Source organism: Lentzea sp. NBRC 105346 (assembly GCF_030269605.1).
Taxonomy (GTDB): domain Bacteria; phylum Actinomycetota; class Actinomycetes; order Mycobacteriales; family Pseudonocardiaceae; genus Lentzea.
The window spans coordinates 243158-267304 of record NZ_BSTQ01000009.1 but is presented as its reverse complement, the minus strand read 5'-3'; the positions used below and the strand labels follow the sequence as shown (position 1 = coordinate 267304).

At 64.9% G+C, this 24147-nt stretch carries 22 protein-coding genes; 9 read left to right on the top strand and 13 right to left on the bottom strand.

Features of this window, described 5'->3' with window-relative positions; translation table 11 throughout:
• Positions 1–29: 29 nt before the first annotated feature.
• The 5 genes from QSK35_RS42880 to QSK35_RS21145 are packed head-to-tail and all read right to left on the bottom strand — an operon-like array spanning position 30 to position 3130.
• Complete coding sequence (locus QSK35_RS42880; protein WP_285748936.1) at positions 30–284, bottom strand: helix-turn-helix domain-containing protein; 255 nt, start codon at positions 282–284, stop codon at positions 30–32.
• 29 nt (positions 285–313) lie between these two features.
• Complete coding sequence (locus tag QSK35_RS21160; RefSeq protein WP_285748791.1) at positions 314–1150, bottom strand: DNA-methyltransferase; 837 nt, start codon at positions 1148–1150, stop codon at positions 314–316.
• Positions 1147–1650 (bottom strand): DNA methyltransferase, encoded by a 504-nt coding sequence (locus QSK35_RS21155; protein ID WP_285748789.1) that lies wholly within the window; start codon positions 1648–1650, stop codon positions 1147–1149. Before QSK35_RS21155 ends, QSK35_RS21160 begins: the two co-directional genes overlap by 4 nt.
• Before the next feature lie 56 nt (positions 1651–1706).
• A complete protein-coding gene (locus tag QSK35_RS21150; protein ID WP_285748763.1) occupies positions 1707–2516 on the bottom strand; it encodes a DNA methyltransferase in 810 nt (269 codons plus the stop codon).
• The gene (locus QSK35_RS21145) at positions 2513–3130 is read right to left on the bottom strand and encodes a hypothetical protein (RefSeq protein ID WP_285748761.1); all 618 of its coding nucleotides are present in this window, start codon (positions 3128–3130) and stop codon (positions 2513–2515) included. The genes QSK35_RS21150 and QSK35_RS21145 overlap by 4 nt, the downstream gene beginning before the upstream one ends.
• A 512-nt stretch (positions 3131–3642) precedes the next feature.
• On the opposite strand from QSK35_RS21145, the gene QSK35_RS21140 reads away from it, so the two are divergent.
• From QSK35_RS21140 to QSK35_RS21100, 9 genes are read left to right on the top strand one after another with little or no spacing between them, the layout of a single operon-like run.
• Entirely contained in the window at positions 3643–4503 is an 861-nt protein-coding gene (locus QSK35_RS21140) for a hypothetical protein (protein WP_285748759.1), read from the top strand.
• Entirely contained in the window at positions 4494–4862 is a 369-nt protein-coding gene (locus QSK35_RS21135; RefSeq protein ID WP_285748758.1) for a pilin, read from the top strand. Before QSK35_RS21140 ends, QSK35_RS21135 begins: the two co-directional genes overlap by 10 nt.
• Positions 4863–4865: 3 nt before the next feature.
• Positions 4866–6596: a TrbL/VirB6 family protein gene (locus QSK35_RS21130; RefSeq protein WP_285748756.1), complete on the top strand. Its 1731-nt coding sequence runs from the start codon at positions 4866–4868 to the stop codon at positions 6594–6596.
• Positions 6593–7576 carry a PrgI family protein gene (locus QSK35_RS21125; RefSeq protein ID WP_285748754.1) on the top strand — a complete coding sequence of 328 codons (984 nt, stop codon included), beginning with the start codon at positions 6593–6595 and terminating at the stop codon, positions 7574–7576. Before QSK35_RS21130 ends, QSK35_RS21125 begins: the two co-directional genes overlap by 4 nt.
• The gene (locus QSK35_RS21120) at positions 7576–9387 is read left to right on the top strand and encodes a VirB4 family type IV secretion system protein (protein WP_285748753.1); all 1812 of its coding nucleotides are present in this window, start codon (positions 7576–7578) and stop codon (positions 9385–9387) included. The genes QSK35_RS21125 and QSK35_RS21120 overlap by 1 nt, the downstream gene beginning before the upstream one ends.
• A gap of 10 nt (positions 9388–9397) precedes the next feature.
• The gene (locus QSK35_RS21115; protein WP_502881692.1) at positions 9398–10156 is read left to right on the top strand and encodes a GP88 family protein; all 759 of its coding nucleotides are present in this window, start codon (positions 9398–9400) and stop codon (positions 10154–10156) included.
• A 9-nt stretch (positions 10157–10165) separates the two neighbouring features.
• On the top strand, positions 10166–12649 hold the full coding sequence (locus QSK35_RS21110) for a helicase HerA domain-containing protein (RefSeq protein ID WP_285748749.1): 2484 nt from the start codon (positions 10166–10168) through the stop codon (positions 12647–12649).
• A 14-nt stretch (positions 12650–12663) separates the two neighbouring features.
• Positions 12664–13695, top strand: a complete 1032-nt coding sequence (locus QSK35_RS21105; protein ID WP_502881691.1) for a replication-relaxation family protein — start codon at positions 12664–12666, stop codon at positions 13693–13695.
• A gap of 3 nt (positions 13696–13698) precedes the next feature.
• Positions 13699–14667: a C40 family peptidase gene (locus tag QSK35_RS21100; RefSeq protein ID WP_285748745.1), complete on the top strand. Its 969-nt coding sequence runs from the start codon at positions 13699–13701 to the stop codon at positions 14665–14667.
• Between the two features lie 90 nt (positions 14668–14757).
• Here QSK35_RS21100 and QSK35_RS21095 read toward each other — a convergent pair whose 3' ends face one another.
• From QSK35_RS21095 to QSK35_RS21065, 8 genes are all read right to left on the bottom strand, one after another.
• On the bottom strand, positions 14758–16632 hold the full coding sequence (locus QSK35_RS21095) for a hypothetical protein (RefSeq protein ID WP_285748743.1): 1875 nt from the start codon (positions 16630–16632) through the stop codon (positions 14758–14760).
• A 231-nt stretch (positions 16633–16863) separates the two neighbouring features.
• On the bottom strand, positions 16864–17676 hold the full coding sequence (locus QSK35_RS21090; protein WP_285748741.1) for a hypothetical protein: 813 nt from the start codon (positions 17674–17676) through the stop codon (positions 16864–16866).
• Positions 17677–17758: 82 nt separating this feature from the next.
• Positions 17759–18673, bottom strand: a complete 915-nt coding sequence (locus QSK35_RS21085) for an N-6 DNA methylase (RefSeq protein WP_285748739.1) — start codon at positions 18671–18673, stop codon at positions 17759–17761.
• A gap of 249 nt (positions 18674–18922) precedes the next feature.
• A complete protein-coding gene (locus tag QSK35_RS21080; protein WP_285748737.1) occupies positions 18923–19372 on the bottom strand; it encodes a hypothetical protein in 450 nt (149 codons plus the stop codon).
• 56 nt (positions 19373–19428) lie between these two features.
• The gene (locus QSK35_RS21075) at positions 19429–20019 is read right to left on the bottom strand and encodes a hypothetical protein (protein WP_285748735.1); all 591 of its coding nucleotides are present in this window, start codon (positions 20017–20019) and stop codon (positions 19429–19431) included.
• 675 nt (positions 20020–20694) lie between these two features.
• Positions 20695–21021, bottom strand: a complete 327-nt coding sequence (locus tag QSK35_RS42755) for a DUF6355 family natural product biosynthesis protein (protein WP_352244133.1) — start codon at positions 21019–21021, stop codon at positions 20695–20697.
• 99 nt (positions 21022–21120) lie between these two features.
• Positions 21121–23697, bottom strand: coding sequence for an AfsR/SARP family transcriptional regulator (locus QSK35_RS21070; RefSeq protein ID WP_285748733.1), 2577 nt, complete (start codon positions 23695–23697; stop codon positions 21121–21123).
• 41 nt (positions 23698–23738) lie between these two features.
• On the bottom strand, positions 23739–24143 hold the full coding sequence (locus tag QSK35_RS21065; protein ID WP_285748731.1) for a hypothetical protein: 405 nt from the start codon (positions 24141–24143) through the stop codon (positions 23739–23741).
• Positions 24144–24147: the final 4 nt, after the last annotated feature.

Below are 24147 nucleotides of genomic sequence, written 5' to 3'. Positions count from 1 at the left end.
AGGAATCCGTTCGTGTCGAGTGTGGACTGTCAGTCACGAGTCCGACGCTTGCGGACCACCTTCGTCACGAGCGGCTGAGGTCGCGCCGACGGAACCGGTTGTGACGGCGCTGCTTCGAGGCCGAGTTCTCGACGCAACTCAGCGGTCGGCACTCGGTAAGCAGAACCAACTCTGACAACACGGCAAGGGAACTGGCCGCTGCGTGCCAGCGCGTAGGCGGTCGTGCGTCCGAGTCCGAACGCACGACCGGCAACGACGATGTCGACGACCGCAGGAAGGGCCATGACCTCCGCGACGGTCAACGGTTTCGCTGTCACAGCGCCACCTCTTCCTGCTCAGCGAAGCGGGCGATCGCGAGATCGTGGAACGCAGGATTGAGGTCGACACCGATGTACGAGCAGCCGAGCTGGCGTGCGGCAAGTCCGGTGGTTGCCGTGCCGCTGAACGGGTCGAGCACCACGCCACCCGGTGGACATCCAAGCCTGATCGCGCGCCGCGCGATCTCGACCGGACCCACCGCAGTGTGTCCGCGGAACGGCTGCGCCGGCACCTTCCACACGTCTCCGAGCGGCTCGCTGGGACCGGCAAAGTAGTGGTTGTTCGACATCGCGAAGAAGAAGACGGACTCGTAGCGCGTGCCGAGCCGGTCACGCACGGATTCGGGTCGTGCATTCGGTTTGTGCCACACGACTGAGTTCCGCAGCAGCCAGCCGTCTTCCTGCAACGCGAACGCCACTCGCCAAGGAACACCGATCAGGCTCTTCCTCAAGGCACGAGACTGAGGTGGTCGGTGCGTGCCGTGGCGACGCCGCCGAACTTCATCGCTGGCGGTGGGCGCCGTCGAGCCGGCGGCGACGTAGTTCCCCCAGGATCCGCCGTACGAGTCGCCCAGGTTCAGCCAGCACGTCCCCAAAGGTTTGAGCATGCGGCGCACCTCAGCGAACAGGCTGCGCATGACTTCGACGAAGTCCTCGACGCGTTCCTCGTGCCCGTACTGCCCTGCGATCCCGTAGTCGCGATGTCCCCAATAAGGCGGCGACGTCACCACGCAATCAACAGAACATGGGGCGAGGCCGCGGAGCGCCTGCAGCGCGTCCCCCAGGTAGAGCTTGACCCCTGAGCCTTGGTGATAGATCGAGGCTTCGTTCATGCCGCCCACCTCGTCTCGCCCGTGGTGATGCCGACGAACCGGCGACCGAGCCGCCGTGCCGCGTCCGCCGTAGCTGACGTCCGGCAGAACGGGTCGAGCACGGTGCCGCCAGGCGGACAAGCCGCCTCGATGCATCGCGAGACGGAGGCACTTGTCCACACATCTCCGGGCCCCTTCGAGTCTTCGCGAAGCGAATCGCGGTCGAAGTAGTAGGTCCTCGACTTCGCGAGCAGGAAGACAAGATCGTGTGCTTGTTCAAGGCGCCGTCGTTCAGACACAGGTGGCACCCGGTGCTGCAACACGACGGCATTGCGCACGATCCACCCAGCTGCCTGCAGGGCAAGGACCACCCGCCAAGGCACTCCAGCCCAACCGCCACCCTGCTCGACGTCTGCCAACCGCAACCAGACAGTGCCGGTCTGCACGAGCACGCGCCGAAGTTCGACGAAGGCTCGCTGAAGTTCGACGCCGTCTCGTCCTTCCACGATCGCGGGCCACATGACCGCGCAGTCCGCAGACCCAGCGGCCATGTTTTGGAGGCCCTCCAAGACCGCCGTCATGCCGCTCGCCGCCCACAGCTGTGTTCGCCCACATGCACAAAACTCGTCCTCAGAGGTGCAGGAGTAGCTGCCTCCGCCGCGAGCTCAACCTCATGTACAAGCTGGAAGACGAGCACCTCGTGATGTGCAACTCGGTGGTACTTACGAGAACCGCGAACAACCAGCCGGCTTCCGCGCACTTCCGCGGACAGCGCGACGCAACGCTCGACCAGCACCAGTCCGGCGGTGGTAGCGGCGGCGATAACCAGGCTCGCGAAATCGACGAGCGACCCGTCTGCACGCCTGTGCGGGCGCGTCACGATGACGACGTGTCCGCCAGGCCGCAACAGCGGCTCGCAGTACTGCAGCGTCTTGGCGAGTTCGCCGATGGCGGACTCGACACGGTCCGTTTCCGGTCCGGTCCGGAGCGCTGTCAGAACGAGTCCGACTCGTCCGACCAACCCGGCAGCTCGGACGGTCGCAAGCATCTTCGGTCGGTCTTCGAGGACAGAGCCGTCGCACCATGCGCCGGCTGTCTTCGCGGCGGTGACATTGGCCCGGGCGAGGGCCCACCAATGCTTGCGGACGGTGAGTCCGAGCGCGTGACGGCCTGCGCGCAGCGACTCGGTCAGGACGGTGCCAGCGCCGCAGTCGGGGTCGAGCACGAGGTCGCCGGTGCGCGTCCACGCCGCGATCGCGTGAGCGGCGACGGCAGGAGGAATCCGCTCCCGGTCGAACTCGGTACCAGGGATACAGCCCGCTTCGCGCAGCTGTGCACGGGCGCTGCGCTGCCCGGTCGGCCATACGGAGGTTGCACCATCGTTCATCGGCTGGCACCTCCCGACTCCGCGATGCAGGCCGGGCTGACGGACCGTCCAAACACCAGAAGGTCGTCGTGCACCTGACGGTGCCGTGCTGACGCCGGAGGAGTGTGGAGCACCTCGCGAAGAGGTACGTGCAGCAGCGCGATCCGGTCGAGGTAGCGCAGTCCTGCCTCGTGTGCGGCGTGCACCAATCGCTCCGCGGGGTCGATGAAGCGACCACCGGAGCGAACGCCGCGAGTGATGACGGCCAGGGTTCCGGCAGGCGTGAGCATGTCGGCCCAGCCGGACGGACGGAACCAGTCGAGCGCGGTCGGATCGGCCGCGGCGAGTACGAGCTCGTAGCGGTCAGGTCCGGATTCAGACTCGACCAGTCCGACATCGCGTTGCTCAGCGCTGGGCGCGATAGGCGTGTGCGTCTGAACGCCGCGGCCGAGTCGGACGACGGTCCAGCCCGCCTCGTGGAGTCCGGCGCAAAGACTGAGCTGCGGCTGGCTACGGGCCGATGTCACCGACGATGTGAGGTACGGCGCTGGGTGGAGCAGGAGTACGCGTTGGCCCGGTTGCGTGTAGGTCGTCACGGTCTTGGCGACCGCGGTCAGCAACCAGTCCGCAAGCAAGCCGGTGCCTTCGCAGAGGTCATCCTGGCCGCATGGCCAGATGGTGTTCGGCTGCGCCGGTCGAGCTGGACGTCCACCGCGACGTAGCGATGGTTTGCGCACTTGGGAGTTGCGAGCCGAAATCATCGCCTATCTCCTTAGCCGAGCGATTCCAGGTTCTGACACGCCTTAACTCCGCAATCCATGGCAATTTTGGACATCCGAACCTGACGAGATTCCCGCGAGACGAGGACGGCGCCCAGATCTGCCACGCGCCGAAGGCTCATCGCTACTAGAGCCGAACTAGCAGCGAACCAAAGAACCTGTTCAAGGCATGATTGACGACGAGAGCCAGCGCTGACCGCAGGTGCCGACCGAACCTTCGTCGCGAGGCTTCGAAGCGGCCTAGTAGAAGATTAGTAGCGTTCCGCGACTTTCTAGTCAGCAATTAGCAGCGCCTTGGTATTTACGTGGTATCGACCGTGGTGTCATGGCGTCGTTGCTTTCCGCATCGACACCACAGGAGCCACGTCATGGCACCGAAACCCGTAATTCGCAGCAGCGATGACTACACGACGAACTCGTTGGACATCGCCCGCGACACCTTCACCTGGCTGGTCACTGGACCGCATCCGGTGTCGCTCGACGGTCGCGACTTCGAGGGACTTCCGAACCGGCAACTTCCGCTGGACGAGGTCCGCGACCACCTGCTCGCGCGCAGCTGTGCACAGTCGACGAAGGACGCGGTGTGGGCACATCTGGTGCTGCGATCGCGTGCGGAAGGAGCCACCTGGACGGTTGCCGCGGTCGGGGTCGCGTTGCCCGCTCTGACCTCCGTCGCAGCCACGCTGTCCGCCCGGTTCGCCGGCGATCCGGCTGACGTGCACGCCGAAGTTCTGCGCGGCTTCCTCGCCGCGTTGGCGACCATCGACCTGCATCCGCCACGAATCATGCTCCGACTCCGCTGGGCGGCGTACCGGTCCGGGTACGACGCGCTCGTCGAAGCGCTCGCGAGTCCGATTCCGGTCGCGCAGGGGTTCCGTTCCGCTCCACCTCACGCACCGTGGGGACACCCGGACCTCGTCCTCGCCCGCGCCGTTCGCGACGGAGTCCTGACTCAGACCGAAGCCACGCTCATCGGTGCGACCCGGCTGGAAGAGGTGTCCGTTCGCGACTGGGCTGCGACGCACGAGGTGAGCGAGTGGGCGGTCTACAAGGCTCGCAAGCGCGCCGAGGTCCGGCTCGTCGCGTACCTGCGTGATGACGGCACCGAGGCCGAAGTGGACGAGAAGTCCGTGACGCGCGTGTCCAAACCGGACGCGAAATCCGGAGTTCAGGGCTGCGGGACAGACCCGCGTTCAGCCCCGTCTTCGGAGGTGCCCCGATGCGCCTGATCGAACGATCCACCGCGCCAACACGCTCGCATCGACGGGCGCGCGTACTGCTCGTGCAACTCGTCGCCATCGCGCTGCTCGCGTCAGCCTCGGCGGCTCACGCCGACACCTCGGCCATCGCCCTGGCCGGGTCCGTCGGCGACGTCCTCAACAACATCCGGAACTGGATCATGGGCATTCTCGCGGGCCTCGCGACCGTGTTCCTGACCATCGGCGGCGTCCGACGCGTCGTCGGTGGCGGCGATCCCAGCGAACAGGAGAAGGCCAAGGAGTGCTTCAAGTCCGCGGCTTGGGGCTACGGCTTGGCTGCGCTCGCACCGCTCGTCGTGGAGATCCTCAAAGGGATCGTGGGGGCCTGAGCGATGGCCGCCAGCACCCCGCCCACGTTCCGGCCGCGGCGCTGGCGTGTGGCCTTGTTGCTCAGCATCGTCGCCGTGTTGCTCGGCCTCGCGACGGCCACCGCCGCTGCGCAGCCGAGCGCTCCCCCACCGCCGCCTCCATCACCACCGTCCACGACGTCTGCACCGCCGACCGTTAACCCGCCGCAAACGGCAAAGGCCGACTCCGAGTGTGGCATCACCGACCTGACCGCGTGCGTGCGCGATGGCTTTAGCTCGTTCGTGAACGTGTTGGTCGGCGAGTCGCTGAACTGGTTGCTGCGGCTGCTCGGCGACACCTTGCTGTCCACGCCGACGCTCGACCAGTTGCCCCGCATCGGCGAGATCTGGGAGCAGTCGCGGCTGTTCGTGGTCGCCGTGTACTCGCTGTTGGTGTTGGTCGCCGGGATCCTGGTGATGAGTCACCAGAGCGTCCAGACGCGACACTCGATCCGCGAGATCGCGCCACGAGTCGTGGTCGGCTTTCTCGCGGCGAACCTCAGCCTGTTGCTCGCCGATCAAGCCATCAGGTTCGCCAACGCCGCCTCGTTGGCGGTGCTCGGGGACGGGTTGGATCCGGAGAGCGCCGGGCGAGCGCTGTCCGAATTGCTCGTGGCGCTGGTGGCCACGTCGTTGGTCGATGGTGGGCTCTTCGCCGGACTGCTGTCGCTCGCTCTGGCGATCCTGTTGATCGGCCTGCTGATCGGCTATGTCGTCCGGGTCGGGCTCACGGTCCTTCTGATTGCAGGCGCACCTCTGGCCCTGATGTGTCACGGACTGCCTCAGACCGAAGGCGTGGCCCACTGGTTCTGGCGCGCTGGAGCAGGCGTGCTCGGCATACAGGTCGGGCAAAGTCTCACGCTCATCTGCGCGCTGAAGGTCTTCTTGCAACCAGGCGGCTTCAACTTCTTCGGCAGGCCGAGCTCCGACGGCATCGTCAACCTGATCGTCCTCATCGCACTGGTGTGGATCCTGGTGAAGATCCCCACCTGGGTGATGCAGCAAGTCAAAGTCGGTAGTGGCGGCCGTTCGTTCCTCAGCGGACTGGCGCGTGCGTTCGTCTTCGGCAAAGCCATGGCGCTGATCGGTGGTGGACGTTTCGCCGGCGTTGCTGCTCACGCTGCGAAGCGCTCGACTGGAACCGCACGTGCTTCGGCGGCAGATCCTCCGTGGCCACCTCAGCCACGCTTTCCTTCCACACCTGAGGCGGTCACCACACGCCTCAAGGAGGCATACGACGCAGAGCGCCTACGCGGCGCCCGACGGACACGCGTACCGTCCCAGCAACCGACGTTCCTGCAGCCGCAGCCTCAGCAAACCGTTCACGAACCCGCCGTAGTGCCCGCAACTGCAGGGCCGACAAAGCCAGAGTTCAGCTCGGCGCCTGAGCGCGTAGCAACTGGGCCGCGACGAGGCCCGCAGCCTGGATCGCAACCGCTGTTCCAGGCCGCTGGAGGTCCCCGCCGAGGCGGTGCCGTTCCGCCGCCGGCACGTCCGATCCGAGTGGCGTCGGTGCCGTCCCAGCTTCGGTTCCAGCCAGCGGTCAAGCCCGCACCGCAGACGCCGCCACGCCCGCAAAGGACTGCTCCCGCCCCGCCCGTGTTCCAGCAGGCACAGCCGGAACCTCGGATCGGCGACGCCCGTCAGCGCGTCCACTCCGTTCCGCCTCCGCTGTTCCGTGCGCCGAAACCAGCACCTGGAGGTGAGAAGAAATGAGCCATCCCGTGAGGATTCCCGCCGACGTCGACCGCGAGGACCGGGTGATCGGCCCGCTGACCGCACGCCAGCTGCTCATCCTGGTTGTCACCGGGATGGTGTTGTACGGGACGTACACGTTGACCCGCGGACTCGTTCCTCTCGCGGTCTTCCTGGCCGTCGCGGTTCCGATCGGAATCGCATCGGCGTTCCTCGCGCTGGGACAACGCGACGGCATCTCGCTGGACCGGTTGGTGCTGGCGGCATTGCGGCAACGGCTGAGCCCACGGCATCAGGTGTCAGCTCCCGAAGGCGTTCTGCAGGTGCCCGAGTGGCTAGATCACGATCAGTCAGCTGCTCAGCCCGCCGAACTTCGGCTGCCTGCCGAGGCGGTCACCGACACCGGCGTCATCGACCTCGGCAAGGACGGTGTTGCCGTCGTCGCGGTCTGCTCGACCGTCAACTTCAGCCTCCGCACACCGGCCGAACAGGAGTCGCTCGTCGCTTCGTTCGGGCGGTACCTGCATTCGCTGACCGCTCCGGTTCAGGTGCTGGTGCGTGCGGAGCGGCTGGACCTGTCCGGGCAGATCGCCGAACTCCGCGACCAGGCCGGCGGCTTGCCGCACCCCGCTCTGGAACAGGCTGCCCGCGAACACGCCGAGTACCTCGACCAACTCGGCCGCGCGACCGAGCTGCTGCGCCGCCAGGTCCTTCTGGTCCTGCGCGAACCGCTGGCCACAGCCAATCAGGCCGACGACGGCGCCCGTCGAGCTGGTGAAGCGAGGCTGGTGCGCAGGCTCGGCGAAGCGGTCGAGCTGCTCTCGCCGTCGGGGATCGTGGTCACTCCGCTGGACGCCGGACAAGCCACCGCGGTGCTCGCCACGGCGTGCAATCCCGACAGCTTCCTCCCGCCGAACTCCGGTCTCGCAGGTTCGGACGAAGTCATCACGAGCGTTCCGGACGAGGGCTGGAACGACGAGCTTGAGCCGAGGTGGACCTGATGAAGAGCAAAGCCAAACACCGCAACAGCTCCAGCTCGTTCACACCGGACGCCCTGTCAGTTCATCCCCGAGCGCTGGAAGTCGGCAACGAGTGGGTCGCGTCGTTCGCCGTCGTCGGCTACCCGCGAGAGGTTCACCCAGGTTGGCTCCAGCCGCTGCTCACCTATCCCGGTCGGGTCGACGTCTCGCTGCACATCGAGCCTGTCGACCCCGTCACCGCCGCCGCCAGGCTCAAGAAGCAGCTGTCAAAACTGGAGTCCGGACGTCGACACACCAGCGAGAAAGGGCGGTTGCTCGATCCTCAGGTCGAGGCGGCGACTGAGGACGCCTACGACATGGCAGCACGAGTTGCTCGCGGCGAGGGCAAGCTCTACCGGTTCGGTCTGTACCTGACTGTGCACGCGGCGACCGAAGACGCTCTCGCCGACGAGGTGGCCGCGGTCCGGTCGCTCGCAGCGTCGTTGCTCCTGGACTGCAAGCCGACGACCTACCGCAGCTTGCAAGGTTGGGTCACGAGCCTGCCAATGGGGCTGGACCTGGTCGGCATGCGCCGAACCTTCGACACCAGCGCTCTGTCCTCGGCGTTCCCGTTCACCTCACCGGACCTGCCACTGCCGGACCCGACTTCTGTCGGGGCGCCGAGCGGCGTGCTGTACGGCTTCAACATCGGAAGCCAGGGACTCGTGCACCACGATCGGTTCGCACTGGACAACCACAACTCAGTGATCCTCGGACGGTCTGGCGCAGGCAAGTCGTACTTGGTGAAGCTGGAGCTGCTGCGGTCGCTGTACCGCGGCATCGAGGTCCACGTCATCGACCCCGAGGACGAGTACGCCCGGCTCGCGGGTGCGGTCGGCGGCACGTACGTACAACTTGGTGCCGAGCACGTCCGACTCAACCCGATGGACCTGCCGGTTCACACCCGTCCGGACGGCCGCCGCACCGCACCTCGAGACGCGCTCATCCGCCGGAGCCTGTTCCTGCACACCGTCATCTCGGTGCTCCTCGACAGCGAGCTCACCGCGTCCGAGCGCGCCGTGCTGGACAAGGCCATCGCGTCGACCTACCAGCGCGCTGGCATCACTTCTGATTCACGCACCTGGACCCGGCCAGCACCACTGCTCGCCGACCTTGCCGAGACCTTGGCGAACGGCGGCGATCCCGTCGGAGTCGACCTCGCCGCACGGCTGCACCCGTACCTCACAGGTGCGTTCTCCGGGTTGTTCTCCGGCCCCACGTCGACGCGGCCTGAGGGACACCTCGTGGTCTTCTCGCTGCGGGATCTCGCCGACGAGCTCAAGCCGATCGGCACCCTGCTGACGCTGGACGCGGTCTGGCGGCAGGTCTCCAACCCGGCGATCCGCAAACCGCGGCTGGTCGTGGTCGACGAGGCCTGGCTGCTGATGAAGCAACCTGCCGGCGCCGAGTTCCTGGTCCGCATGGCCAAGGCTTCGCGCAAGCAGTGGGCCGGCCTCACCGTGGCAACTCAGGACACCGCCGATGTGCTGGGCACCGACCTCGGCAAGGCGGTCGTCGCCAACGCGGCAACGCAGATCCTGCTGCGCCAGGCTTCCCAGGCGATCGACGAGATCACCCGCACGTTCGACCTCTCGATGGGCGAACGCCAGTTCCTGCTCTCCGCCGACCGCGGTCAAGGGCTGCTGAGCACCGGCACGCAACGGGTGGCATTCCAGTCCATCGCCTCACCGGTGGAGCACCACCTCGTCACGTCGGACCCGGCGGAGCTCGCCGAGTATGCCGAGGCCTCGCCCGACCTCGAGAACTCCTTCGTCGACCTCGACGCCGCCTAGCTACCTGGGGATGCTCATGTCCACTCGACTGCTCACCCAGAACCGCGAGATGCGCCAGATCGGCGTGTGGAACTGGTCCCTCCCAGCGTGGGCAGGTCGGCTGCCCGACGGCCGCACCTACAACACGTGCCCGAGCGCAGGGATCTGCGCGCAGGTCTGCTACGCCCGCCACGGCACCTACACCTGGCCCATCGTGCGCGCCAAGCACGAGGCCAACCTAACGTACGTCCTGGACGACCTGCCCGGCTGGAAGTCAGCGATGCTCACGGAGCTCGGCGCACTCAAGTTCCGTGGCGGCTGGATCCGGATCCACGACTCCGGCGACTTCTTCTCCGACCTCTACTTGCAGGCGTGGCTGGACATCTGCCGTGCGCGCCCGGACACGAACTTCTATGCCTACACCAAAGAGATCGCGCGATTCCGCGCGCTCGTCGAATCGGACCCGCCGCCGAACTTCCTGTGGGTGTACTCGTACGGCGGCACTCAGGACGGCGCACTCGACCCGGCTGTTGACCGCGTCGCCGACGTCTTTCCCGATGAGGAAGCCATTGCGGCGGCCGGGTGGACGTCGCAGGAGGCAAGCGACCTGCTCGCAGTGCTCGGTCCACGGCTGGTGGGTGTGCCTGCGAACCGCATTCCCTTCTACCTCAGGCGGTTGGCAGGCCGCCGGTTCTCCGAGTGGCAGGCCGAAGTTGATGCCGAGCGGACGTCTCGCCGTCGCCTGAGGCTCGTCGCCGACAACACCCGTCCGCCAGCGCAGGCAGCCTGAGGAGGCTCCATGTACCCCGTCCTGCTAGTCGCTTCACCGGCTGGCGACTACCTGCGCGATCCGCTCGGCGCGATCCACAAGCTGTTGGACAGCCTCCGCGACGCCGCCCTCACATGGGGCCCGATCGTCGGGCCAGGGCTCGCAGGCCTGCTCTGTGCTGTCGTGGTGGCACGGCGCTGGTGGCTCCGACGGCACCACGAGCGCTTGATGGCCAACGCACGGCTGATCACCGTGCTCGCTCCTCCAACCGTCGACCCTGCAGGAGCTATCACGGTCTGGTCGAACCTGGTCGGACTGCTGCGACCAGGTTGGCTGCGCCGCTTCTCCGGGCAACCGCACGTCACGTTCGAGTTGACCTTCACCGACGACGGCGTCCAGATCGCCCTTTGGGTTCCCGGCCTGGTGCCACCCGGCATGGTCGAGCGCGCGATCGAAGCCGCCTGGCCCGGCGCGCACACGCGCACCACGCTGGCGAGGCCTCCGATTCCGATCACCGCGCCGACGGGCCAGCGTATCGAAGCGGTTGGTGGCGAGCTGCGGCTCGCCAGGTCGGAGGCGCTGCCGATTCGCACAGAGCATCCAGCCGATCCGATCCGCGCGATGCTGGGTGCTCCGGTCGGGCTCGGCCCGCACGAACGGGCTTGTGTGCAGATCCTCGCTCGTCCGGTTGCTGGGCACCGGGTCGCGAAAGCCCGCAGGGCAGCAAGGCGCGTACACGTCGGCGGATCCGTCCACCTCGTTGGCCGCTTGCTCGACCTCGTAACACCGGGCCGGACCTCGAAGCCGTCGGGCTTCGGGCACCAACGAGGCCTGGATCGGCAGTCCACGCTGGAACATGCGGCCCAGGACCGCGCTGCCGTGCAGAAGCTGCGGGCGAACCCGTTCGAGACCTGCATCCGGTACGTCGTGGCCACCACCGTCGCCGAGAACTCCAGTGTCAGCGAGGTTCGAGCGGTGCGCGAAGTCCTCCGCGGGCGCGGTCACGCCATCGCCTCAGCGTTCGCCGCCTACTCCGAGCACAACTACTACCGCCGGGTCCGACTCGGCCGTGATCCCGTCGCCCTGCTGGCCGAACGCAGGCTCGGCAGGGGCGACCTGCTGTCGGTCCCAGAGCTGGCCGCGATCGCGCATCTGCCGATCGACGACGCCACGCCGGGACTCCAGCGAGCAGGCGCGAAAGCAGTCCCGCCTCCGCCAGGCATCTCAACGGCCGGCGACCAGATCAAACCACTGGGACGGTCCGACTCGGGCCACTCGCGCCCAGTCGGCCTGCACGTCGCCGACGCCCGGCATCACCTGCACATCCTCGGGGCCACCGGCTCAGGCAAGTCCGAGCTGATGGCCCGCCTGATCCTGGCGGACGCCGAAGCCGGCCGTGGCGTGGTTGTCATCGATCCCAAGGGCGACCTCATCACAGACATCCTGATGCGCCTGCCCGAAGAGCTCGGTGAGAAGGTCGTTCTGTTCGACGCCGACTCGCACTCCCGGCCACCGGTGCTGAATCCGTTGGAAGGCGAGGACAAGGCTCGCGCGGTCGACAACCTGGTCAGCATCTTCTCCCGTATCTACGCCGCCTCATGGGGCCCGCGCACCGACGACATCCTCCGCGCCGGTCTGCTCACCTTGACCGCGATGCGGGGCACGCAAACCCTGGCCGATCTACCGAAGCTGCTGACCGTGCCCTCCTTCCGCCGGATGGCCTGCGATCAGATCGGCGACGAAGTTCTGAAGGGGTTCTGGACCTGGTACGACGACCTGTCCGAAGCCAGCCGCGCACAGGTGATCGCACCGCTGATGAACAAGGTTCGCGGCTTCCTGTTGCGTCCGTTCGTCCGCGCCGCCATCGCAGGCGGCGAATCCACAGTGGACATCGGCGAGGTGCTCAACACCGGCGGCATCTGTCTGGTGCGCATCGCTCGCGACGCCCTCGGCATGGAGACCGCGAGGCTCGTCGGCTCGATCGTCGTGGCACGCACCTGGCAGGCGGCCACCCGCCGAGCTCGTGTGCCGCAGCGTCAACGCCGCGACTGCAGCTTGTACATCGACGAGTGCCACAACTTCCTCAACCTCGCCTACCCGCTCGAAGACATGCTGGCCGAGGCACGCGGCTACCGGCTGTCCATGACGCTGGCGCACCAGTACCTCGGCCAGCTTCCGAAAGAACTGGAAGAAGGCATCAGCACGAACGCCAGGTCGAAGATCTTCTTCAATGCCTCGCCGGAGGACGCCAGGCGCTTGGCCCGGCACACCATGCCTCGGCTGAGCGACCATGACCTGTCCAACCTCGGTGTCTTCCACGTCGCCGCCCGGCTCGTCCTCGGCGGCGAGGAAGCGCCTCCCTTCACGGCGATCACCGAGAAGTTGCCGCCCGCGATACCTGGCCGCGCAAAGGCGATCCGCAAAGCGGCCAAGGTCAACACCCGTCCACGTTCATCTGACAACGCCGCTGACCATTCCTCGCCGCCTGTCACCGATCCCCGTCGCGCCGCCTAGGGAAAGGCGTACCTGTGATCACCAATCCGACTCCTCAGCGAGCGTTGCGCGGCCACATGCCGAAACGCCCCACGCCGCGAGCGGCAACTACAGGGGAGCATCACGCACGGCTCGCCAACCGGCTCACTCTCCGGGACCGGTGGTTGGCCCGCATGCTCTACGAGCACAAGGTCTTCACGACCCACCAGATCGTCGAGCTCGGCTATCCGAGCGTGCGCGCGGCCAACCACCGGTTGCTCGACCTGTTCAAGTGGCGGGTCGTCGACCGGTTCCAGCCGTTCGTCGACCTCGGTACCGCGCCTATGCACTACGTGCTCGACATCGCCGGTGCCGTCGCCCTGGCGTACGAGGACGGCATCGACCCGAAGGCACTCGGCTACCGTCACGAGGACGCCATCGGCATCGCCCACTCACTGCGGCTAGCCCACACCGTCGGGACGAACGGCATCTTCACGAGCTTGGTCGCGCTCAGCCGGCAACCGGGCGCTCACGGCCGCCTGACGGCGTGGTGGTCAGAAGTGCGCTGCAAGCGCCTGTTCGGCGACATGGTCCGCCCTGACGCTTACGGTCGGTGGCGCGAAAACGGGCACCAGATCGAGTTCTTCCTCGAGTTCGACTTCGGCACCGAAGACCTCGCCACGCTCGCGAGCAAGCTCTACGGCTACGAAAAGTTGGCTCTGGCAACGGGGATCACAACGCCCGTCCTGGTGTGGCTGCCCACGAACCGACGAGAGGCTAGCGCCCGGAAAGCACTCGCGAAGATCCTGTCAGGGTTGGATCGGCCAACGCTGGTACCGATCGCGACCAGCACCGCCCAGACGACAAGCGTGGTCGGCGAGAGCACACCGGCGGCTGCGCGGTGGTTGCCGGTCGCCGAATCGGCGACGACGCGACGCTCCGGCCGGCTTCGTCTCGCCGAGCTCGCTCAGCTGTGGCCGTATGCAGAGCCACCTGGCGCCGCAACGCCGACGGTCCTCGCCCGGCAAGAACTCGCCCTGCCCGATCCCCTTCCACCTGCACCAACCGCCAGCCAATTCCGGAGGTGACAGGTGAAGATCGCCCTCGCCGCAGCAGCTGCCGTTCTCGCACTTCCATTGATCCTCGGCGGCATTGGGCAAGCCGTCGTGAAGGCCTTTTTCGGCGCCAGCAGCACCCAACCAAGCACAGAAGCGCTCGCCGACATCCCTCCCGACTACCTCGCCCTCTACCGAGCGGCGGCCCCTGCATGTCCAGGCCTCGACTGGTCGATCCTCGCAGCCATCGGCAAGATCGAGAGCAACCACGGCCGCAGCACCCTGGCCGGCGTCGCCGACGGAACCGAGAACTTCGCGGGTGCCCGCGGACCGATGCAATTTCTTCAGTCCACGTTCGACGCGGTCGTCAAGCGGCACCCGCTTCCGCCCGGAGGCAACAAACCGCCCTCGCCCTGGAACAAGCACGACGCTATCTACGCTACTGCCCACTACCTGTGCGACTCCGGAGCGCCGAAGGACCTCCGCAAGGCGATCTTCGCCTACAACCACGCGGACTGGTACGTGAACGACGTGCTCGAACAGGCGAGGAAGTACAGCGATGCGCTGGTTGGCACCGGCGACTGCAACAACGTTCAGGCGCCAAACCGCGCCGCCATCATCGCGATCAAGTTCGCCTGCGAGCAGCTCGGCGAGCCGTACGTGTGGGGAGGCAACGGCGAGACGGGCTGGGATTGCTCGGGTCTCACCACGGCCGCCTACGCCGCAGCAGGGATCCATCTGCCCCGCCACACCCAGGCTCAGTACAACGCTGGGCCACTCGTTCCAGTTGGCCAGCCGCTCATCCCCGGCGACCTGGTGCTCTACGGCAAGCCCGACAAAGTCCACCACGTCGGCCTCTACATTGGTGCGGGCAAAATGGTACACGCGCCAACGTTCAGCCAACCCGTCCAGATCAGCCCCTACCGGTGGACCGGAGACGACTACCTCGCGGCTTCCCGTCCGACCGACACCACTGATGCCGTAGCTCCGCGCACATTTGACTAGTTCCGCTTACAGATGATCACAAGATGATCATCTGTTCAGACATCAAGCACAGGACTATTCGCCGCATAGACCGGCGTTAACTTGTGGCGACTAAAACTCGAATATATCATTGATTTCCTTTAGGTTATTCATCGAATTTCTCCAGCTATCAGACCGCGATTTGATGTCGTCGTGCGCTTGCACAACTGTCTTGCCATCCAGGTAGCAGTCCACGCATTCCCAAAGCATCCACACAGAAAGCTTTCGGCTAAACGGTTGCGTGAGCGCCACGGCCCGTTCAGTGAATGGGCCACCGTGTGAAATCGAATTACGGACACGCTCCAATCGGTGAACCCAACCCTGCCACTGCTTCTCAAGCGCCTTGCACCATGATTTCATAGAAGAGCTACTAGTCGACCTTCTTCTGACCGTTCGAAGGTCGCGACTCAAGGGAAGGTTCTCTGGTACGAACCCGATAATCTCATCGAGGTGTCCAGCAGCCTTCCGGATGTCGAAATACTGCTCGCCTTCCTCATATTTCATCGTTTCAAGGAATATCTCGCGCTGCCTAGGGTTGCGCACTGCCGCGCGGTAATGCAAAGCCTCATAGAGCGGTCGCGAAAACGCATCTATGACGGCGCTGCGAATCCACAAGTTCTTTGTGTACTTCTCCAGATATGTCGTCCATGCGGCTTCGCCGGCACGGCTGGCGATCAGTTCGATAACACGAACGTCGAGAACAACAGAGGCTGCGGAAGCCTGGTCAGAACCGACACGCCACCAGTGCAAGGAATCGATAATGTCTCTCATGGCAGGATCTTGAACTGGAACGAACGGCGCTACTCGTGGAACCATCCTGCTGATCTGTGCGCCAGCGTTCATCGACGACTCTGGCGAGATGGACGGTGACTGCGAATACTCAAAGACTCGATCTGACACGCCCGATTCGCCTTGAAAGTGGATGAATCCGGGAATTCGTTCCCAAGGCGCGGCTCGGCCGATGGAAGACATACCTAGCAGTTCGTCAAGCCGTTCACCTGCTATTCGAACAGCGTCCGAGAATGCTCCGCTGCCGAGATCGACCCGAGCCAAAACGACATCGGGTTTGTCCGGAATAGAACTAGCACTGCCGTGCTCCCGAAGCTCGGCTGGAATTTGGTCTCTGTGCGGCGCGTCGTCGTGCTCCAGGTTTCCTCGAACCCATCGCGCCTCAAAGAACTGGAACGATGGCAGCTCCAGCATCGCTACGGTATTCATGTAAGCATTTCGAAATGCGAACCACACAACGTGCGACCTAATCCGCGGAGCAGCGGTAAGCATCGCATCTACCATCTGGAGACGCTCTACCGGAGCGATTAGTTGGGCATCGCGAATTTCAGAGGCAGTTATCTGCCGCCCGTTCGCAGGGTCAACGTGAAGCATTGCGGAATACGCCCCCAGAGGGGAGCCAGACAATATGGACGTCAAGTTCCGCGACAGTTCATCAACGTTACGATCTGCAGCACGCGCCATTGCCCAGAAAGTGTCTCTTCGTATGGCTATTGTGTCGAATGAAGATTCTTTTCGACCGCACGCCTTGAGGAGGTCTTGCCAGGCGGCGCTTAGTGATTTCGCATCCGCTAGTACCAGCCGTAGGGCAGAAGCGGCAGTCATCAGATCAGAGCGCAAGTTGGCATCTCCACCCACGTCACTGCGAACGAGAGCTCGTAGCGCATCGATGTTGAACCTGACAGATGCTGAGAGCACCGGCCCAAGCGCTTCAGCCGCGCCAAGAAAATCGGCAATTGCAGATGACCAACCGGATTTATGAACCCGTTCGTCATATATTCTACTATCGTGCGCCCATGCACTTAGTTCGTCTAGAGCCAGAAGTATGTCCGGTCGTTCTGGATGCGCCCACTGCTCTTCTGGGTGAGTGAGAGCGTGCATGAGCTCGATGAACCGGTCATCGCCGCCGAACCAAATCGTGCCGTTGCGCCGTACCATACGTCAGATTATGGCATGCTGCACACTTAGGGGGCTAACCATTACATTATCCCTGCAACGGGTGCTGGATAAACGGCCGTGTTATGCGAACTTAGAAAGGCCAGTTTTTAATACGGATGGCTCAGAGCATACGCCCAGCGCGCTGAGCCATCCGCATGCGTGTCTCGTTGTCTCGCTGTTCTTGAACTGGCCGCTCTACGGTTGCGTGCTCGACCGCGTGCGCACAACTTGTTACCACTTGCTGTGCTCGCGCAACCACCTTGCCTCGACCTTGGGCGCCAACTCCTCCCGTAGATCGTCCTCGGTTCGACCATGCTTCGCGGCGAGTGCAACCAGGATGAGCCTTGCGTCCTCCTGGTGTTCAGCGATCGTGTCGCGGTGGTACGCCACGTTCCGCTTGGCCAAGTACCTCGCATAGCTGAGGAGCTCTGTGTAGGAACGGCGAGCAGAGAACTCGGTCGCGATCGCTCCACCATGCTTGGTGCGCAAGGGGGTTCCATCAGGCGCCGTGATGGACTTAGCGGCCTTGGCCTTCGCGCGCTCGGCCTTCTCCGCGATCCGCGCGAGCTGCTCGGGGGTCTTGATCTGGCTGGGCCGGTTGCGCACTTCCACAGGCGCACTCGGGTAGCACTCCGTGCACGCGGTTTTGCCTGCCAGCTCGACGATCTCCGTTTCATCGTGCCCAGACAGGTGTGTCAGCCAAGCGAACTTCGTGGTGTCGAAACAGGTCCTGCACTCCATGGTGCGGTGCACATGGCCACTGGCGTTGAGGACGAGCCATGCGCGAGTCCATCCGCCCCGGCGGTCGAACTCGTCCTCTAGCGGCCCGGCAGCCACCTTGCACTCCATGACGGTCTGAGAAGCGCTCTCGATCCGGGGTTCCAGATCAGCCGCGAGATCGGCCGCGTGGGCTTCGAGCCAGTCCTGGCGACGCTTCGTCAGGATGCGGACCGCGTGCTCCGCCTTTGCGCGCTCAGTGTTCAGCCGGTCGAGTTCGGCGTCGATCTCGGTTGGGTTCGCAGTGGTCAGATCTTCAATGGCCATGATTGGTCACCTCAACTTGGTTGTGTCGCGCGCATGCCGCGCGGACAAGGACAAATGGGAGGTTGATGAAGTACGTGCGCGGTCATCCGCCAGCGGGCCGTTCGGTGATCCGAATCAGGTCAGCCATGCAACGAATTGCGCTCGCGAGTTCCATAGGTTCGCGGCGTTCGGCGAGAGCACGCGGCATCCACTCGTCGGTCAGGCCGTTGCCGACGCCGAGCACGACCTTGTTCCCGAGACCCCACAACACCGCGTTGACTGCGAGGCACGCCACCGCGAGCTCGTCCACGTCGACCGCCCACCACTCCACAGTGGAGGGATCGTGGTCCAGCTCACGCATGGCTTCAGCCGCAGCACGAAGGAGGGCGCCCGTACCTGCCGTCGGTTCAAGTACACGCTCGCCCTCACCTGGCACACCGACCATGCGTGCCATCGCGTCCGCGACACACGCCGGTGTGTAGAACTGCCCGCGCGCACTCTTCGCGGTGCGCGAGCGGAGCACTTCGAGCAGGGCGCCGAACAAGTCCGTCTCACGTCGCCGGTCAGTTCCGGTGAGGTGGAGTTGCTCCGCACGTAGCGCGGCATCCGCAACGCTCTTGGCTGCCGAGACCGCCTGATCGTCAAGACGCGATTCGCCGTGCCACAACGAGATCAGCGGCCATGCTCGGTTGACGAGATCTGGTCTCGCCTTGACGAAGATCGCCCACTGCATACGAGCGAAGTCGGAGAAGTCGCCAGCTGACAACGAAAGGAGGCAACTCACCACGTCGTCGCGCTCGTCGTCCGGCGGAGCCAGGAACGCCAACGCGCCGACGACTGACACAGGGATTTCGAGTTGTCCTGAGCCGTGGACACGGTGCCAGGTCTCGTCAACGGATTCCGCGATCTTCACCGCGTGTTGGTGCGGATCTGTGGGCACACGCCCAGCCTGCGATTGCTTTTGTGAACACATGACAGCGCTCCGGGCCGAAACGGGCCGAAAAGTCGAGTTGCGCATCTAGGAGCGGCACGCCGGAGAAGGCCAGTGCGGGCCGACGGGGCACCTCACGGTGGAGGTGTCGCACCCCCGCCGGCCACCACACAAACCCGCCTGCGAACAGGAGGGCATCCGTAGCGTAGCCCCGTTCTGAACTCCGCGTTCGTGCCGCATACAGCGGTGACGTGCCGTCCGTCGGCACTTCCGCCTAGAGGGGGCGAACGACGCTCCGAAGACTGCGAGGCCTTGCGGACCGCCGTTCAGCCGAGGTCAGCCGACGACGAACGCGCCAGGATGCAGCATCGTCAGCTTCCTGTGCGGGCTGGACTCGCCGGGGTGCGGGACGTGCAACACCAGGCGGCCCGCAAGATCACCGCCCGCGTCGTCCGGCACTCGTCGCACGGTGAAACAGAACGCTCCACGCGGGTCACCGACGCTGATCGACACGGTGACGGAGTCGTCGACCTCGTCCGCGTCGATCGTCGCGGAGTTCACCCACGACAACGGAGCTCGTTCCGGTACGTGCGCGGTTGGCTCGTCGCCGTCCGGGGAGCACGTCGCCTCTCCGGACTCGGTTTCGTAGCCGCCGGCCGTCTCCACGATGTCCTCACCGCACCGAGTGCAGTGGTAGCCGGAGTCCGTTTCCCACGGGAATTCAAGGGAGACAGTCACCGAGTCGTCCTCGACGAACCGCAGTTGGTCCTGATCGACAGAGAGCATGGCAGACATGGCACACCTCACGCTGAGGGAAGAACGAGGGTTGGGAAGTCGGCTACTCAGGCCGTGAAGCGGAGCGACTTACGACACTGCGGGCACGCGATGTAGGCGCGCTCGCGATCACCAAAGGGCACACGCGCTTGGCCGCTGATCGTCGGGGCGCCGTCGAAGAGGCCACCGTTGACGCAGTGCAACCGGTAGCCGTCGCAGGTCTCCCACTGATGGCCGTTCGCGCAGCAACCGACCGCGTGCGCGTGGTCCGCCCAGTAGGCCGTGTCGGTGGTGGTGTCGCGGTAGACCTCAGGTTGGCCGTAGAGACCCCCGTCACCGCTCATCGTCACCATCAGGTCGCCCAGCTCACCGCCGGCCGAGAACACCAGGAAGCCGAGATCATCCGAGAGGATGTTCTCCACGTTGCAGGTGTTGTGTGCCCAGAACAGCCCGTCACCGTAGAGGCCGACCGGGTCTTCTCCAGTGCGCTCCTTCACCCAGAGCACCAGCACACGTGCTGTCGGATCCCGGTGCCCTCTCTCATCCATCCACTCGCGCAGCTCGTTCGTGAGCTCTTCGCAGAGTTCCGCGCGCTCGGCGATCCACTCAGCGGTATCAACGCTGAGCCAACCATCGCCGTTGCTCCACGCGGTGACCATGACATCAGCCATGACGACCACTCCTGGCGGTTATTGGGTTTGTGTGGTTGCGAGATATGCGGGGTGCGAACCCATCTCGCGATACATCAAACATAGCATCGAACCGATCGGGACACAATAGATTCCCGCGCGAATTTCCATGATTCTTTAGCGCTTCACGAGTGATCGCAATGCACAAAAATTCAGGAATTCAAAGCCGGACGCGAGACGACCAGAATACCAATAAAGTACGCCAGCCTAGGGCGTATTGAGCTAAATGAAGTTGAATAGGGAGTGCGTCAATTCAGGGCTTTCTAGCACGAAGGGCGGCCGCTAGCTAGTTGGGCGGAGGCGGGGACCACCGTCGCGCCGGTCGACTGCTCAACTGCCTGCCGGCTACCGAGTCAGGCGTCACACGGGTAGCCACCACACTACTTCTGACCAGCGGATTCGTCCGATCAAGGGGCTTCTGCCCTAGAAGGCACCTGGCCAGGAACGTGACACGGACCCTTCAGGGGCCGATCCAAGGATGCGATGCTTCCGCAGCCAAACCACGAAAGCACCGCATCCAATAAAAATCAAGAAAAAACGAGTACATCGCCCCGCGGTCAGACCAGAGTCTTCCACGAAAGATATAAGTGCCCAAAACTTCCACAGTGTCGCATGGCACGTCTTTGCCCACACGCAGTATATCTATCAGACCCTAGGTTGCGACAACGAGCACCATTCCCCACCGGGCGGCCCACTGAGATTCGGCGGAGTGGAGACGTAGTAGGCGTTGACGATCACGTGCGCGCCATCACGGAAAAAGGGAACCTGATACCAAGGTGGCACACACGATGTTCCAGTACTTCCTGTATCCCAGTGGAATTTGATGAGGATGAAGTTGGCGCCGCAGTGGAAGTAGCGGGCGGTGAGCTCTCCTACGGGCTGAGGCAAGGGAACGAAGCCGCAGCCCGGTGGCGGCCAGATTCTCGTGGCCGCGGCCGCGTTCGGAGTGCCGGCAGCAGCGGCGACCAGCATGGCCGCGGCGCTGAGCACGCTAGCGAGTCGTCGGTTCATGAGATGGCTCCAATCTCGGAGTTGGTTGATACAGCGGGAAACCCGGAGGCCGACGGCAGCTCACGACGCTGCAGCGCGGCCGTAGGAAGTGACCTGCGGCCCGATGCGGTGCTGCAGGAACTCAGCGAGGTCGCACGTGGCGGGGCTCGGCTCTTCGTCGATTTCGCCGAGCGTGGCGGTCAGCAGGGCGAGCGTACGAGGAACGGCGGCGAGCTGTCCGAGCTCAGCCTGGGTGCTCATGATCTGGCGGTAGACGCCCTCGTTGTACGGATCGAGTTGGCGTGCGCGCTCGAGCAGGACGAGAACCCTCTGCGGGTCCGCATCGCCGTGCTCGTTGATCAGCGCGCTGAGTGCATCCAGCACGTCGCGCCGCGCGGCCTCGCGGACCGGCTCAATCCACGGCGAGAGAACGTCTTCAGCAAGATCTCCCACGTAGAGGTCAACAGCGCGCTGCAGACATGACGTCCGGTCGGCACCTGCAGACCCCGCGTTCGCAAGCGACTGTTCAAGCTTCCAGAAGTCCACCTCGACGAGTTCGCGGTTCAGTTGGTAGCGGCCATCGCTGTTCACGACGAAGTTCGCCATGGAACCGCTGGTGGCTTCGGTGACCACGCGCCGAAGCACCGACAACGTGTTGTGGAACGAGTTGTACGGCCTTGGAGGCCTGCTTCCTGGCCACACCGCCTCGTTCAGGACCTCACGCCGGACACCCTGCGGATGGAGCGCTAGGTGCACCAACACCTCGCGTTGCTTCGGGGTGAGCAAGTCGCTGAGATCAACACTGGCGGACCCAGCAGGCTCGAACACGAGGTGAAACCGACCGAAGACCTCCACGGTCAGGCGAGATGCCACCGCGGCGTGTGTCGAGCCCACGGCTGCAGCGTCGGGAACGGTGCTCGATCGCGGCTCGGGAAGCCTTGCGTCCGGTATCGAACGGACGTCCTCGTCGACATCGTCAGGCCCTCTTTGGACTTCAGCCTCGCGGAGGACGGCGAGAAGGTCCGCGGCGTCGGCGGCAGGCAGGTTGAACAGCCTCGCCCCGGAGAGTTCGTCCCCAAGGCCCGGGCTGGTCGCACTTACCGTTCCGTCGACCCGAACGATGACCGTCGCGCCTGGACGCCACTGACCCAGAAGAACGCCAGCAAGGCCGAGAGCAGATCCGTTGTCGAGGACAGCTTGCAGCCGACGTTCGGTGTGCCCGACAGAGCGAGCGACGAGGACCACAGCGCCCGACGCCCTCAAATGCCCGTCGAGGGCTTGCCGGGCACGGGTGAGTAGGAGCGTCTCCATCTCGTCGAGGGCGGCGTCCAGCGAGGCAACGACCTCGACGGTGTGCGGCAGGTCCTGGGCCTCCACCTCACCGAAGATCAGGTGGACATCGTCAGCAGGCACGAGAATGCGACAGGTTGCGTCCGCGCCTTGCGCGGTGAGCAGGTGCAGGAGGAGCGCTCGTGCCGCTGCAGTGGCGCCAGGCCCGGACAGGCCGAGGCCGCGCGTGCTGGCGAGGTCCACAGCGAACTCTCGCCCACGTCTCGTGCCCGCCGACGCGGGGAGCCGTGGCGGTTCGCTGCTCGGCTCCGGCGCGCCCTCCGCGCTCAACCGAGCATTCGGCCGGGGCGGACCGAAGTGGACGAACTCGGTGTCATCGCTCTGCCGATCTCGCATAGCCTCGTGCCCAACACGCAACGCCTGGACCACGGGAGCAACCGGGCGACGAAGGTCGGACCGCTTGCCGCTGCCGATCCGGTACCGGCGCCTGCCCCGCATCTGAATAGCCGCAACGGCGGCCGATATCGCTCCCGCAAGACCGAGACTCACGTACACACCGGTCATCAGGTTCAGGCCTGGCTCGCTCAGTTCTCCACGAGGTTCGGCCATTTCCTCCGGCGGGGCAGGATTCGACGGCGTAGCTGGTACTTCAGCCGGTGGTGGTGCTTCAGCCGGTTCCGGAACGTAGGCGGCGATCTTCCAGCCCGGCCGCACGAGGTCGGGATTGGTGAGGGAACGGCCGTCTTCCTGTTCAACTCCACGGTTGAGCTGGTAGAGCTCAGGCCACCGATCACCACCGCCCGGTCCATAGATCCGTTCAGCGATCCGCCACAAGCTGTCGTAGATGCCGTTTTGCGGTAGGCGGACTTCATCAACAACACGCACGAGACCCGGCGGGGCTGGTGCTGCACGGTCCACGACCAAATCCAGGGCCGCAGGGTGCTCCATGGCGCCAGGGCTCAAAGGCGCAACCACAACGGCGGCAGTCGGCTCGTGCGCGCGGCCACCAGCTGCAGGTGTGGCGAACGCTCGATTGCTCAGCAAGGTCAGCACCACGGCGCCGATGAGAGCGGCCGTGAGCGCCTGGAACGGTCCGCGCGCTCGACGTGGCGTCCAAGCGATTCCGGTCGCGATGTCGACGACCGAGCGCAGCACGGACAAGACGAAGAAGAACCAAGCGATCCAACAGATGATCGCCAGCGCGTCGATGAAGAACTGGCCGCTCATCGGACTGAACAGCGCTATCTGAACCTCGTCCCAGGTCGGCACGTGGTCAGGAAGCGGCCAGCCAACAAAATGCACCAGACCCCAGGGGAGACCCGCCGTCAGCGCCGAGAGCACACCGAAAGCCAGCAGACCTCGCGCCACTCCAACGCTGCCTGACAGCACCGACCAGCGACCCGCCCCTGTCATGACGTGCCTATTTCCTTCTCAGCAACGGACTCTTCCGCTGAGGAAGCCACCTGCGCTTGCGGTTCGGAGGTGTCCGCGGTCCGGCCGCGTCCGCTGCGGCCAGGTCCTGAACGGGCGGCGCTCTTCCTGCGCCTTCCGCGTGAGTGCTTGCGCGAGTCGAGGATCTGCGCCAGATCACCCGCAGACACGCCGGTGAACTTGGCCAGCTCGTCCACCGTGATCACATCGCCGTTCTCGACGATGGCATCGCCGATCTGCTGATCGATGTCTGCAAGTCGTTGAACCACTGCGACGCGTTCATACACAAGTTCACCAACGAGCTGGGCAGCTTTGGTCCGTCGTGCACTGCGAGCCGAGTCAGCGTCCTCCACGCGCCGCGCGATGTCGTCGATCGTCGTCATCTCC